The organism is Rhodococcus sp. 05-2256-B1 (assembly GCF_002258465.1).
In the GTDB taxonomy this organism is placed as follows: domain Bacteria; phylum Actinomycetota; class Actinomycetes; order Mycobacteriales; family Mycobacteriaceae; genus Rhodococcoides; species Rhodococcoides fascians.
Genome location: NZ_NOZA01000025.1, coordinates 97863 through 111203, shown reverse-complemented (window position 1 = coordinate 111203; position 13341 = coordinate 97863). Strand labels below are relative to the sequence as shown.

Annotated in this window: 19 protein-coding genes; 16 read left to right on the top strand and 3 right to left on the bottom strand. The window is 62.2% G+C overall.

The features are described from left to right. Positions 1-131 precede the first annotated feature (131 nt). The 11 genes from CH285_RS13025 to CH285_RS12985 all read left to right on the top strand — a co-directional run bounded on the left by CH285_RS13025 (position 132) and on the right by CH285_RS12985 (position 8485). Positions 132-749: a recombinase family protein gene (locus tag CH285_RS13025; RefSeq protein WP_094642693.1), complete on the top strand. Its 618-nt coding sequence runs from the start codon at positions 132-134 to the stop codon at positions 747-749. 286 nt (positions 750-1035) lie between these two features. Continuing rightward, a complete protein-coding gene (locus CH285_RS13020; protein WP_094642692.1) occupies positions 1036-1305 on the top strand; it encodes a hypothetical protein in 270 nt (89 codons plus the stop codon). A 90-nt stretch (positions 1306-1395) separates the two neighbouring features. Further along, a complete protein-coding gene (locus tag CH285_RS13015; RefSeq protein ID WP_094642691.1) occupies positions 1396-2349 on the top strand; it encodes a DUF2637 domain-containing protein in 954 nt (317 codons plus the stop codon). 289 nt (positions 2350-2638) lie between these two features. After that, complete coding sequence (locus CH285_RS13010; RefSeq protein WP_094642690.1) at positions 2639-3865, top strand: phthiocerol/phthiodiolone dimycocerosyl transferase family protein; 1227 nt, start codon at positions 2639-2641, stop codon at positions 3863-3865. Positions 3866-4090: 225 nt separating this feature from the next. Next, positions 4091-4711, top strand: a complete 621-nt coding sequence (locus tag CH285_RS13005; protein WP_094642689.1) for a recombinase family protein — start codon at positions 4091-4093, stop codon at positions 4709-4711. A 292-nt stretch (positions 4712-5003) separates the two neighbouring features. Next, positions 5004-5132 carry a hypothetical protein gene (locus tag CH285_RS28405; RefSeq protein WP_255032417.1) on the top strand — a complete coding sequence of 43 codons (129 nt, stop codon included), beginning with the start codon at positions 5004-5006 and terminating at the stop codon, positions 5130-5132. An 11-nt stretch (positions 5133-5143) separates the two neighbouring features. Further along, the gene (locus CH285_RS28400; RefSeq protein ID WP_255032418.1) at positions 5144-5269 is read left to right on the top strand and encodes a hypothetical protein; all 126 of its coding nucleotides are present in this window, start codon (positions 5144-5146) and stop codon (positions 5267-5269) included. An 88-nt stretch (positions 5270-5357) separates the two neighbouring features. Beyond that, on the top strand, positions 5358-6308 hold the full coding sequence (locus CH285_RS13000) for a DUF2637 domain-containing protein (protein ID WP_176458601.1): 951 nt from the start codon (positions 5358-5360) through the stop codon (positions 6306-6308). After that, positions 6305-6973: a TetR/AcrR family transcriptional regulator gene (locus tag CH285_RS12995; RefSeq protein ID WP_094642687.1), complete on the top strand. Its 669-nt coding sequence runs from the start codon at positions 6305-6307 to the stop codon at positions 6971-6973. Before CH285_RS13000 ends, CH285_RS12995 begins: the two co-directional genes overlap by 4 nt. A gap of 97 nt (positions 6974-7070) precedes the next feature. Beyond that, positions 7071-7565 (top strand): LNS2 domain-containing protein, encoded by a 495-nt coding sequence (locus CH285_RS12990; protein WP_141215006.1) that lies wholly within the window; start codon positions 7071-7073, stop codon positions 7563-7565. Between the two features lie 107 nt (positions 7566-7672). Continuing rightward, on the top strand, positions 7673-8485 hold the full coding sequence (locus tag CH285_RS12985; RefSeq protein ID WP_094642685.1) for a hypothetical protein: 813 nt from the start codon (positions 7673-7675) through the stop codon (positions 8483-8485). Positions 8486-8499: 14 nt separating this feature from the next. Here the strand turns inward: CH285_RS12985 and CH285_RS12980 are convergent, their stop codons facing one another. Continuing rightward, positions 8500-8871 carry a histone-like nucleoid-structuring protein Lsr2 gene (locus CH285_RS12980; RefSeq protein WP_094642684.1) on the bottom strand — a complete coding sequence of 124 codons (372 nt, stop codon included), beginning with the start codon at positions 8869-8871 and terminating at the stop codon, positions 8500-8502. 197 nt (positions 8872-9068) lie between these two features. Here CH285_RS12980 and CH285_RS12975 point away from each other — a divergent pair, with 197 nt between their 5' ends. From CH285_RS12975 to CH285_RS12960, 5 genes are all read left to right on the top strand, one after another. Continuing rightward, complete coding sequence (locus tag CH285_RS12975; protein WP_094642683.1) at positions 9069-9269, top strand: type II toxin-antitoxin system HicA family toxin; 201 nt, start codon at positions 9069-9071, stop codon at positions 9267-9269. Next, a complete protein-coding gene (locus CH285_RS12970) occupies positions 9266-9652 on the top strand; it encodes a HicB family toxin-antitoxin system (protein WP_094642682.1) in 387 nt (128 codons plus the stop codon). Before CH285_RS12975 ends, CH285_RS12970 begins: the two co-directional genes overlap by 4 nt. A gap of 42 nt (positions 9653-9694) precedes the next feature. Further along, positions 9695-9847, top strand: a complete 153-nt coding sequence (locus CH285_RS27930) for a hypothetical protein (RefSeq protein WP_176458602.1) — start codon at positions 9695-9697, stop codon at positions 9845-9847. Between the two features lie 2 nt (positions 9848-9849). Further along, the gene (locus CH285_RS12965) at positions 9850-10050 is read left to right on the top strand and encodes a hypothetical protein (protein ID WP_094642681.1); all 201 of its coding nucleotides are present in this window, start codon (positions 9850-9852) and stop codon (positions 10048-10050) included. A 65-nt stretch (positions 10051-10115) separates the two neighbouring features. Beyond that, on the top strand, positions 10116-10967 hold the full coding sequence (locus CH285_RS12960) for a hypothetical protein (RefSeq protein WP_094642680.1): 852 nt from the start codon (positions 10116-10118) through the stop codon (positions 10965-10967). Positions 10968-11325: 358 nt separating this feature from the next. Here the strand turns inward: CH285_RS12960 and CH285_RS12955 are convergent, their stop codons facing one another. Both CH285_RS12955 and CH285_RS12950 read right to left on the bottom strand, forming a co-directional pair. Next, positions 11326-11982, bottom strand: a complete 657-nt coding sequence (locus CH285_RS12955) for a hypothetical protein (RefSeq protein ID WP_143545005.1) — start codon at positions 11980-11982, stop codon at positions 11326-11328. 1 nt (position 11983) lies between these two features. After that, complete coding sequence (locus CH285_RS12950; RefSeq protein ID WP_176458603.1) at positions 11984-13201, bottom strand: matrixin family metalloprotease; 1218 nt, start codon at positions 13199-13201, stop codon at positions 11984-11986. Between the last annotated feature and the right edge of the window lie 140 nt (positions 13202-13341).

Genomic DNA, 13341 nt, shown 5'->3' with positions numbered 1-13341 from the left:
ACTTCTGAACTAATGCAGCTCACTTCTGAAACTGACATCGGTCGACGCTCCGACTAGCCTGTCGGTGTCCTGGTAGATAGTGTTGCAAGTAATCCCAGTTTGATCGCAGATTTCGAGACGGAGGGCTCCAGGTGGACGAAAACCTGATCGGGTACGCCCGATGCTCCACACGAGGACAGGATCTGCGAGCGCAGCGCACAGCCCTTCGCAAGATGGGCGTCGACACCGGCAACATCTACACCGACCGCGGATATACCGGACGCAACCGTGAACGGCCCGGCCTCGCCGAAGCCCTCGCGGCAGTGGGGGAGGGGGACACCTTGGTGGTCACCAAACTCGACAGACTCGGACGATCGGTCACCGACCTGAACGCTATCGTCACCGAACTCGACGCCAAAGGGGCACGGTTGATCTACGGCGGCCAGGTCTACAGCCCCGGCGATCCGTCGAGCAAGATGTTCTTCACCGTCCTCGGCGCTATGGCCGAATTCGAGGCAGACCTGACCCGCGCTCGCACTCGCGAGGGCGTTGCAATCGCTAAAGAGCAGGGCCGGATGACCGGCCGCAAGCCCAAACTCACTGCACTGCAACATGAACGCCTTCTCAAGGACTACGAATCCGGGGAGTTCGGTGCTGTGAAACTCATGGAGCTCTACGGACTGAGCCGATCAGCCGTCTACGCAGCCCTCATCCGTGCCCGCGAGCTACGCGACGGAGCACCCACACCCCGCGCCACCACCAGGAGCTGAAAAACGATGACCACCGCCATCAATCGCCACGCCACCGAGATGCTCGATGGAGCCCAGTTCGGCCCCGCCGTCGAGGCGACATCATGACCGCCGAACGGGTGGTCATTCGGTGCGCCTGGTGCGACCAGTGGCATTCCGATCCTCCAGCGAATCTGGCACCGTCCCATCCGGTCTATCACGACGAATGCCGCCCAGCCGGCTGGCATGGCTGGACCGCCGCCGATGCTAAGGCTGCCGGTCCCGCTCGGCCTCGCCGGTAGTCCGCGTCATGACAAACAGGAGCTGAATGACGATGACCACCGCAGCCGACCGCCGTGCACCCGACATGCTCGCCAAAGCCCAGCTTGCTCGCACCTGCAATGAACTTGGCGAACCGTGGCCTGCATGGTCGACTGGCGAGCAGCTCGCAGTGGCCGTTCTGCTTCAAGACACGGATACAATCGTTGGCCTCGGTTATACCGAACACGATGCATTGCAACGACTTCGGCGCACCTACGGCTTTCATCAGCTCGCCACCGCAACACAGTGGTTCGCGGACCTCCGCGCCCGCCTCTGACCACACCCCACGTACCCATCCGACCGGAAGGCCCCGGCAGTGCTCCACACACCACCGGGGCCGGTCGATCACAGAACGGACCTGCGATCAATGAACAACGCTAATACCCCCGACCACGACCCCACCAGCGAGGACACCCTCGACATCCACCCCCGCGTCCTGACCGGTGCCCTGATCACCGGCCTGGCCATCGCCATCATCGTCGGCGCGGCATCGTTCAAACTCTCGTTCTCCACCCTGCTCGACCTCGCCGTCATGGCCGGTATCCACCGCGGCGACGCCTGGGTCATTCCCGTCGCTCTGGACGGACCGATCCTCGCGTGCGCTGTTATCCGGATCGCCCTCTCTCAGCACACCGACCCCGCTACCGTCCGGGGCCGGCGACTCGTCGTTGCCGTGCTGGCGATCATGGCGCTGCTCTCCATCGCAGGCAACGCCTACCACGCAGTCCTGACCGCGACGATCCTCAACGCCGCCGTCGCAGCAGCAATAGCAGCATTAGCGCCAGCGATGGTCCTGACGATGAGCGAGATCGTCGCCGTCGTCCTGCGCGCACCCCGTCGCCGCCGTGCCACGGCTATCACTTCGAGCGAGATTCCACGTTCACTCGATACGACCACCGACACAGCTCGCGGTGACGACCATATCGACCGAGTGGATACCGAACAGGACAGCGCGACAACAGGATCGACGCTCGCCGGAATCGACGAAGACCTCGACAACGGCCTACTCAAGCCAGCCGTATGGACCAGCGTCGACCTCTACCTCACACACCCCGACTGGTCCTTCAGTGACATCGCACGCCACCTCGAGCTGCACACCTCGACCGTCTCGCGGCACATCAAGACCTGGACACAGGTACAGCAGAACATCGCCAGCGAACGCAGCACCGCCGCCCCCGCCACCTTCGACCAGGCACACACCATCATCGACGCTGACCACGACCACAGCGGCGAGGACGTGACCGAAGCACGTTCGGAGTACGACGACGCCGACTACGACTCGATCAGCACCGATCGTGGCTACGCGGGTGCGGTGCGGTGACCGAGGAACGAGCAATCAGGACACGCGCCGACATCCTGGACGGAGCGGCAACAGAATTCGCGCACTACGGATAAGCCGGATCGTCGATCAACCGCATCCTGGACAACACGGCAAGTACGAAAGGCGCGATGTACTTCCACTTTTCGTCCAAGCGGGAGATGGCCGCAGCGGTACTCGACACCGCAGAAGCTGATAGCTGGATCGCCGATTGCAACGACGCAAAAATTAGTGAGAACTGTTGATAAATATAAAAAGAACGGTCATACGTACACTCGCGCCGAGTGAGGAGATGTTCACCCTTGCCGCAGGGGTGCACACCGGCTACGGCGTGCGTGCGGAAGGGCATCTGAGTCTGGACGCCCTGATCGATGCGTTCAGTGCTCTGACCGACACGCACTGGTTCCTGAAGGGGGCTATTCAAGACGCCGAGGAATCTACTGGCCGGGTATTCGCTCTCGCAGAGGACGATGTCGCTGTTGTCAGCGTCGTCGGCGGGAGCCCGACTTCGGGGCCACTGGACGGGTTCACCACCAGTCAGGACTCGGCATTGTGCGCGCTTCATATCGTTCGTCTGCAATCACGGCACCACCTGATCACCCTGATCACCCATCACAGTATCGCTGATGCACGCCACTCGTTGATGCTGCTGAGCGAACTGTGGACCTTGTACACCGCGCTGGCGCAATCTCACATCCTGGCGGGCGAACGCCCGCGTCACAGCTTCCCCTCGGCGATCGAAGTCGCCTTGCGCGAGCGCGGCATTTCCGGTTCACCCCGTCAGGCGAGGAATCCGGCATCACAGCACACGGCTGTAACGCGAGAGCCCGACGCGGATGCGACGGCAAACGCACCGGAACCGGTAAATGCCCCGACCAACGGGTCCGAGACAGTGCGCTGCCAGCTCACCTCGCATGAAACACAGCAGCTCACCGCGCTGGGCCGCGACCAGGGCGTGACTCTGAACCAGCTGGTCTCTGCGGCAATTCTCCAGGCCGCAGCCGCCGTACGAGGCGTTAACATCTGCGAAGTGGTGTACGCCTACGTTGTCGACATCCGTTCACGCGTGTCGCCGACAATCGAGTACACCGAGGTCACCACAGCGCTGGGCTACACGATTTTTCAGGCGTCCCCGCCCGATCAGTCACTGCTCGAATTGGCACGCGCCATCGGAACAGCCCTGCAGGACGACCTGGCTGCCGGTGCCATCCAACGATGGCCCCTCGGCGACACCGAAGAAATGTTCGCGACCTTGGAGTCGACGCGAACACTTGTCATGACCACCAATTGGGGAACGATCCCCGAGCTGACAGTCCCACCGGACCTGGACTTTACCGAGTTCCTCCCCAGCACCTACGTCGGTGCCGGAACGTACGCCCCCGCCTGGTCCGACGCGTTCATCACCACCTTCGGAGGGAAACTCGCCGTCGACTTCTGGGGCGGCCCGCCACAAGACGGAAACAACATGGCCACGGCACTGCGCTCTGTCCTACGGAGCCATCTCTCGGCCACGCATTGAGGTGAAAGACCGCAGGAACAGGGTCCGCCAACCGCGCAGAATACGGCCTCTGAACAGGACGCCCCAGCACTAGGGGGTACAAGTAGTGCAGTGCACTTCTGACATTGTGCAGTCGTCTTCTGAAACTGACATTGGTCGACGCTCCGACCAGCCTGTCGGTGTCCTGGTAGATAGTGTTGCAAGTAATCCCAGTTTGATCGCAGATTCCGAGACGGAGGGCTCCAGGTGGACGAAAACCTGATCGGGTACGCCCGATGCTCCACACGAGGACAGGATCTACGAGCGCAGCGCACAGCCCTTCGCCGGATGGGCGTCGACACCGGCAACATCTACACCGACCGCGGATACACCGGACGTAACCGGGAACGACCCGGCCTCACCGAAGCCCTCGCGGCAGTGGGGAAGGGGGACACCCTGGTGGTCACGAAACTCGACAGACTCGGCCGATCGGTCACCGACCTGAACGCCATCGTCACCGAGCTCGACGCAAAAGGTGCACGGTTGATCTACGGCGGCCAGGTCTACAGCCCCGGCGATCCGTCGAGCAAGATGTTCTTCACCGTCCTCGGCGCGATGGCCGAGTTCGAGGCCGACCTGACGCGCGCCCGCACCCGCGAGGGCGTCGCGATCGCCAAAGAGCAGGGCCGGATGACCGGCCGCAAACCCAAACTCACTGCACTGCAACATGAACGCATCCTCAAGGACTACGAATCCGGCGAGTTCGGTGCCGTGAAACTCATGGAACTGTACGGACTGAGCCGATCAGCCGTATACGCCGCCCTCATCCGTGCCCGCGAGCAGCGTGACGGAGTACCCACACCCCGCCCCACAACCACCAGGAGCTGAAAAGCGATGACCACCAACGCCAGTCGCCACGCCATTGGTGTGCTCGATGGAGCTGAGTTCGGCCCCGTCGTCGAGTCGACGTCATGACCGCCGAACGGGTGGTCATTCGGTGCGCCTGGTGCGACCAGTGGCACTCCGATACTCCGGCGAGTCTGGTGCCGTCCCACCCGGTCTATCACGACGAGTGCCGCCCAGTGGGAGTGAACGGCTGGACCGCCGCAGCCGCCGATGCTGCTGGTCCTGCTCGGCCCCGCCGGTAGCCCGCGCCATGACAACCAGGAGCTGAACGACGATGACCACCACCAAAGCCGATCGCTACGCCACCGACTGGCTCGCCAAAGCCCACTTCGCCCGCAGATGCAACGATCTGGCCGAACCGTGGCCTGCATGGTCGACCGGTGAACTACTCGCGGTCGCCTGACCTTGCAGGACATGCGCAAGCTCGCTGACCTCGATTACACCGAAGTCGATGCCCTGGAACGTCTTCGGTACGACATCGACTTACCTGATCTCAATACCGCGGCGCAGTGGTTCGAGGATCTACGCGCCCGGTTGTGAGCAACCAAGAACCCCATCCGGCCACAAAGGCCCCGGCAGTGCGGACACACCGCCGGGGCCGGTCGATCACAGAACGGACCTGCGATCAATGAACAACGCTAGTACTCCCACCCTCGACCCCACCAGCGAGGACACCCTCGACATCCACCCCCGCGTGCTGACCGGTGCACTGATCACCGGCCTGGCCATCGCCATCGTCGTCGGCGCAGCATCCTTCAAGCTCTCCTTTTCCACCTTGCTCGACCTCGCCGTCATGGCCGGCATCCACCCGGCCGATGCCTGGGTCATCCCCGTCGCTCTCGACGGCCCGATCCTCGCCGCAGCTGTCATCCGGATCGCCCTCTCTCAACACACCGACGCCGCCACCAAAAGAGGCCGGCGACTCGTCGTGGCAGTGCTGACCGTCTCGGCGATCCTGTCCATCGCAGGCAACGCCTACCACGCCGTCCTGACCGCCACCGTCCTCAACGCCGCCGTCGCAGCAGCAATAGCAGCATTAGCGCCAGCGATGGTCCTCACGATGAGCGAAATCGTCGCTGTTGTGCTCCGCGCACCTCGCCGACGCCGTGCCGCAACCACGACCCCGATCGAGACCCCCCAATCGTTCGACACGACCACCGACACAGCTCGCATCGACGACCCGCTCGACCGCGCGGAGAGCGAAACGTCCAGCGCAACAGCAGGATCGGCACTCGCCGGGATAGACGAGGACCTCGACAACGGCCTGCTCAAGCCTGCCGTGTGGACCAGCGTCGACCTCTACCTCGCAAACCCCGACTGGTCATTCAGTGACATCGCACGCCACCTCGAGCTCCACACCTCGACGGTCTCGCGGCATATCAAGACCTGGACTCAGGTACAGCAGAACATCGCCAGCGAACGCAGCACCGCAGCTCCCACCGCCGTCGACCAGGCGCATCACGCCGAAACCGATCACGGCCACAGTGCCGACGACGCGGCCGAAGCGAGTTCCGGCTACGACGACGCCGATTACGACTCGACGAGCACCGATCGCGACTACGCGGACGCGACGCGATGACCCAGGAGCGGGCCGTCCGAACACGCGCGAACATAGTGCAAGGAGCGGCAACAGAATTCGCGCAGTACGGGTACGCCGGATCGTCGATCACCCGAATTCTCGACAACACGTCGAGCACCAAAGGTGCGATGTACTTCCACTTCTCCTCCAAGCAAGAGATAGCGGCCGCGGTCCTCGATACCGCCACCGCCGCTTACACGGCAATAGCGACACGTTGGAGTACTGCTGACGGTGTCCCTCCGCTCGATGCGATCGTTGGCATGGTCGACGACGCTGCGCAGGCCTTCGACCACGACGTCTCCTTGCGCGCCGAAGCCAGGTTGAGCGTGGAACCGGACTTCCATGCTCATCGCTCGTCCGCAGCGTGGGAGGCGGCGGTACTCGACCTCGCACGCCGAGCTGCCGAATCAGGCTCGCTGAGAGCAGGTTTCACCGCAGAGAAGTTCGCGCGCGTTCTGGCGGCATCACTGGCCGGGTATCGCCTGCTGGCCCACATCGTCCCGACAGGGTTGAGGGCGTCGATTTCCATCGGCTATCGCGAGTGTCTCGATACCGTCCTCGCCGCAGCGCGCAACACCGATTCGATGGGGTCTGCGTCGTCGGAAATGAACACAGCGTCACCTCTGCGGCGCGCCACCGAAAATGCCGATATCGCTCGGGTATGAACGAGGAGTGGACACCGTCACCGAGCCGACCCGGCCAGCACCGACCCGGCGCCGGCCCAGGCCTCGGGTGCACCGCCCGAACGAGGACCGGGTTGTCATGATCGACATCGACGGCGTGCTGGCGGACCTGTCCGCGCACGCAGGCGTGTTGGCCGACGAGGAGATCGACCCAGCTCAGCGGTGGCGCGAATTCTTCGCCCACGTGCCCGAAGCCGCAGTGCTCGCCGGCGGGCACGATCTGGCGTGGGCGGTGCACGGTCTCGGCTACACGATCGTCTATTCGACGACGCGGCCCGCATATGCCCTGCCCGCGACACGAGCGTGGCTCACCGACCAGGACTTCCCCGACAGGAGAGCAGTCTTGGGCCGCCCTGCCTCCGAGTACAACCAACACACACGGCAGGCCTGGCAGATCAAACTCGGGCACGCCAGGGCAGTGATCAACCGGCACCCGGCGTGGCTGCGTGGCTTCGTCGACGACGACCCGGACGCCGTTCGACGCCTGACCAGCAGTGGTGTCCGGGCACACGACGCGGGCACTCTCACCCAGCTCGGAGTCGCGTCATTACGCGACCGACTGGACAATTCGTAGCCCCTATCACCGCACATTTCGGGGCGAGCACCGAGCGAGCGCCGCCACCCCGCATCACGGGATGTGGGGTCGACCCGCATCACCACTATCGAAGAACGGGAAGAGACATGGACGCCGAACAGGCGCGGTACGAGGTCACCGAGATCAAGGTGATCCGGGGTACCGAATCGAAAACGATCGCAAGCAAGCAGCAAGAAGGCTGGGAGCTCGTCGACCGACAGGATGGCATCCTGCGAACCACCATGACCTTCCGTCGACCAAAGCCGAATCCCTGGCGATTGTGGGCCGCGCTGGGAGGGGTCGGTGTCATCCTGGCGGGCATCATCACCGTCGGCGCGCTCACAGAGGACGACGACGCGTCCACGACCGACGCCGCAACGTCCTCGAGCGCCGAACAATCCTCTCCGCAGCCTGCTCCGGCACAGGAAGCGGAACCTTCCCCGTCGGCCGACCCGATGATCTGCGATACAACAGGAATCGAACTGTTTCCCGAACCATGCAAGTTCGGGCAGACCGCGATCTACAGCAGAAAAGTGCGATCAGGCCAGGTCCAACTGGAGATCACCGTCGGCGCACCGGTCGAGTTCACACCGAGTGTCGACGCGAGGATCCCGTACGACCCGCCGATCCAGCCTGTGAGCGTCTACTTCCCAATCACCGTCAAGAACACATCGCCCGACTCGACCATGCCGGACATGGTCTCTACCCAGGTGACCAACGTTGAACAGGGTGCGTACGACGGCATCCAGGAAATACGAGACGGCGACGTCGGCTTGCGCTCGGTCACCTCAGCTCTGAGCTTGCCCGTGGGTGAGTCGTTGAGCGTCAAGGAAGGCTGGAACATGACAACACTCGATGGTGTGCAGTACAGCCTGTCGATCGACGGTCAGGCCGGATACACCGTCGAGTTCGCGCGGTGATCCTGAAGTAATGATCAGTGTGCAGCGTTGAATGCTTCTTCGATCGCAGCGGGAATGCGGCCCCTGTCGCTGATCTCGTAACCATTGTCTGCGGCCCACTGCCGGACAGCTCTGGTCTGGGCCGGATCACGTGTAGCCCCGCTGTTCGAGGGTGCAACAGATGGAGCCGTAGAGGTGGGGGAGTGCCGGCGCTTACGCCCACCGACGCGGGTCGCGTGCTCGATGTAGTAGCCGATCTTGCGGTGAAACTCGCTGGCGTTCTTCGCCTTCAGGTCTACGAGGTAGTCGACACCGTTGACAGAGAATTCGATCGTCTCGCCTGATTCGTCGTCGATGACCGACCCATCGATATCGTCGACCAATTGGGTGAATACTTTTTTCGCCACGGTTCGATGCGGCCTCTCTCGAGTAGAAACACATTGCTGTCGACAACCACCCTAACCAGACCGAACCCGCAGGCAGATGAACCAGATGAGGAAATGCGTAATAGGCACTTCCTCCGTGTCGACCGCCACACCGCCACTCGACCATATTCCGTCTAGTCGACTTGACTAGAAAGTGTCCACTCGACTAGACTAAAATCATGGTAACCGAGCAGCCCACGCGGAAAGTGGTCAAGGCCCTCAAAGCGGCCGGGTTCACCTCGGTTCGCACGGTCGGCTCGCACAGTACGTGGGTCTCGGCCGATGGCGTAGTCAAAGTGACTGTGCCCGACGGGCACCGGACGATCTCGCCCGGCGTCTACCGCAAGATCCTCGCAGCCATGAAGGAGGCGCAGCAGTGAACAAGACCTACACGGTGTCGGTCACCCGAGACGGCAAGTGGTGGATGATCGCCGTCCCCGAACTCGACGCCCTCACTCAGGCCCGTCGCATCGACGATGTCCCCACCGCGGCGAAAGAACTGATCGCCCTCGAAACCGGAGTCGCCCTCGCCGATGTCGAGATCGAGCAGCACATCGAGCTCGAACCCGGGGGAGAGGATCTCGCGGTCCGCATCGCCGAGATCGCAACACAGCGAGCACGTCTGGCCGAGGACGAAGCCCGCGTCAAAGCCAGCACCGAGGCCTTCGCGAAGAAACTCGCCACCGCTCACGTACCCGTCCGAGATATCGGATCGCTTCTCGGCGTGACCTTTCAGCGAGCCAGCCAACTCGTCAACAGCTGACCACCCGGACCGTGCGGTCGCGACGGACGAGATACTGATCCCATGACCAGCGACCGCAGTTTCGATCCGACTCCCGATCACGGACAGGCCGGATGGGTGACGCTGCCGAGCGGACAGCGCGCCTACCGCTACGACGGCTCTGACGACCTGATCTACGACGCGGGAACCGCACCCGACGCCGCTGCGTCGAACTAGGCATGGACCCAGACGAACGCGCCGCCATCATCGACGAGGGCTACGACCCCGACGACCCGGCCGTGCGCGCCGACCTCGATCACGTCAGGCGTCTGCTCGCCGAACATCGCCACCTGACGGCCGACCCCGAACTCTCCCTCGACCACCTCGTGAACGCCGCCAGGATTCCTGAAGCAGGGCCAGCTGCGGGCGTACGCAGGTAGTTCGACATCGAACGTATGTTCGCATAGATTAACGGGACTGATCCGTTCGGCGAAAGGTCGCACTCATGGCCGGTACCGCCGACACGATCCCCGACCTGACCAGCCTGGACAAGGCTGCACAGCTCGCCGCTCTTCGCCGCAGCATGGCCGCGATCCCCGGACGCCGCGACCACGCACCCACCGACTCCGACGACTCGCCCGCATTCGCCCCCTCGCAGCCGAACGCGCAGGCCGCCGCGACCGACGGCGATGAACGGGCCCTGAGCGGCCCCGTGCGCTCACGAACCCTCAAAACCCTGCCGGTACCCATGCCGCTGTCGGAACTGCTCCCGCGCGGCGCACTGGCCCGTGGAACGGCCCTGTCGATCACCGGTGCCGGATCCATTCTCGTCGGACTCGTCGCCACCGCCACCGCGGCCGGCCACCACGTCGCACTGATCGGTCAACCCAAGTTCGGGCTCCTCGCCGTCCACGAACACGGCGGGGACTTGTCGAAGATCGCCCTGATCGACCCCGGTCAAGCAGACCCTCTCGACGCCGCCAATATCTGCATCGATGGGATCGATCTGGTCATCAGTACCGTCCACGGTCGCGACGTACCGCCGACCCGCGCACGTGCCCTGCTGGCCCGAAACCGCACTCACGCAGGGATATTCGCAATAACGGACGGTCGAATGCCTGGTCTCGATCTGACGATTTCCTCTCGGCCGGTCGGCTACGGCGGCATCGAGCAAGGCAGGGGCCGCATCCGCTCGATCACACTCGAGACCACCGTCCACGGACGCGGAATCACCCAGCGCACAGGCCGCTACACCCTCACCGCACCCATGCTCGGCGAACACGGCTTGCGCTGGACCCCCGCGGTCACCGACGCAGTCGCCGAACATGGGCCGCACCGATTGGCGGTCGCACAATGACCCCCGACCTGTACGAGAACTGGCCCGTGAGCTTCGATCCCCCCACGCGCCGCATCGTCGATCCACCTCGGAGAGTCCTGGTCAACATATTGTAGACGGGGTTTGCCTCTGACCACTGTGCATCCGATTAGTATCCCGCTGTTTCGGGCCATCACCAACGAGGGTTCGACACCTGCCCGAATCACGCTCGGACCATGAGCTGCCGCTGTAGCGGAGCCACCGCGGATGAGGATTTGGCCCGTCGACAGCCAAGACAGGCTAAAACGTCAGTGCAGTTCGGGAATAAGTCATACACCCCCGAACTGCACTGGTGGGACGTGAAGATCAGCTTCCGGTCCAGTCGACTGAAGTCACACACCTACCTTGGTGGCACTGGCGGTTCGGAGCTGACGGGCTCCGATTCGCGGTTCGGATCGAACGGAATCTCGTTGTCGATGGCATCTCGCATTGTTGCGACCGGCGCTGGCTCATCGGTTGATCGCCGCGCAGTTCCATCGCTGACGGCAGCAACTTCCTCTGCTGACAACGTCACTTTGCCCGCGCGTGGAGCGACCGTGTACCAGTTTTCGGACGGCAAGAAGCCAGCCGACATAAGGTATGTTGCTCCCGGCTCGATCAGTGGGTCATCGTCCAGTAAGTACAACGTACCGTCGGTGCCATACCCGCCTTGCTGATTGACGAGTATTTGGCCCGCGACGTCACCCTTTAGGGTCTGAAGCACCTCAACAGAAAACTGCGTCTCGGGAAACGGCCCAACTGCCTTCGTACCGACTTGCTCAATCACTGTTCCGACGAAGACCGCGTCGGCCCAACCGGCAAGCTGCTGAGGGTCTGTCACATCGAAAGCCGAGTCCATTTCCACTGCTTGTGTGCGCGTAGTCACGCTGGCAGTCGTGCCAGCATCTCCAGGTTGCGTGCCTGCCGAAGTGCTGCAGCCAACTAATACAATGCAGGCGAATAAGCTCGCAACGCCCACCGTGCCGTACTTTGATCCTAAACTTCTGACCTTCATCATGTCATCCCCAGAGTTGACGGTAGGCGGCTTGATCCATGAACTGCGGCGCAAAAACCGATGAGTTTGAAATCGGATCCATCAGCTGACTTTTGCAGTTATGCGCCAAACCGAGCGCATGACCCATCTCGTGTGTCATAACGTTCCGTTGATTACTGGCGTTACCGAGCTTCGCTGTATTCATTTGAATAGTGTCCACCCCAAAGTCGGTGTTGCTGTATAGCCCGGCCCATGTGACGTCCGGACGGTTGGCGTCGGAAATTTCCACATTAGTGAGCGTCGGGTTCACAGGGTCATAGGGGGTAACCTGGACGCTCCCAAGTGCATTCCAAGCAGTGGATGCCTGCGAAATTGCGGTCGTGTATTGGGAAGATGACTGATAGGTGAGTTTGGAGAAGAGGACTGAGCTGTAGCCCAATGTCGGCGGCCTGCGTCCTGACGTCAGATACTGGCCGTTCTGGAAGTTCTGTCCGGAAGCGCCATATGACTCGTAACCATCATTGGACGTTGTTCCATCTTGACACAGGTACTCATCACTGCTCGGGAAGCCCAAGGGTCCAAGCTCGTAGTTCTGCGCAGCCCACTGATCGCGAATGTTACCCCAGGTGGCATAGGCAGATGTGGCTCCGAACTTGTATGTAATCGCGCCGCCCTGGAAGTTGTTGTACCGCCCGCCAGAAGCAGGGCTCTCACGTGTGACCGGGTACCCGAGTCGTCCACGTTCGTCGCTTCGCTTCTCGTACTGATACGGGCCGTTGACATACGTTCTGTACTGACGCGATGGCAAATTAAGCCACTTGTTCATGATCAAGCCGCCGATTTGACGACCTTTGTTTGGGTCGACATTCGGCGACCAGTAAATGCGATTAGTAAACCCGAATTCCTGCCACCGCCCCTCGTTGCTGTTTCCTGCGTAAAGCTCGCCACTGGTGGGTTCTCCGATACTCGAGGTGCCGCCTTGGCCGTATTGGTTAGCACCGGAAAGGAAATCGATAAATTCGCGTTCGATGGAGCCGAATACCCACTGGTTGTTGCGAAATTGATCGGCGTTCGCAACGCCAGGTGTAGAAACTAGCAATGCAAGGGATGTAATTAACGCACCGATAAGTGACATTCTTCGAGCGACAATTTGATTTCGCGTCCGATGCTGCCTGAAGCGGACATTGATCAATGGGCTTGGATCGCCAATATGCGACTTGAGAGGTAGCCTGCTCGGTTTCATGGAGCTCCCACAGTGAAGGGCATCAAGGACGAACCGAACAGTACGGTCAGTTTGCCCACCGTTGGAGAGACACGCGAACACGAGTTTGGTCACAATTCGGTCACCGTGACCGCCGCCAACTCGACGGCGGCTAGACTTCG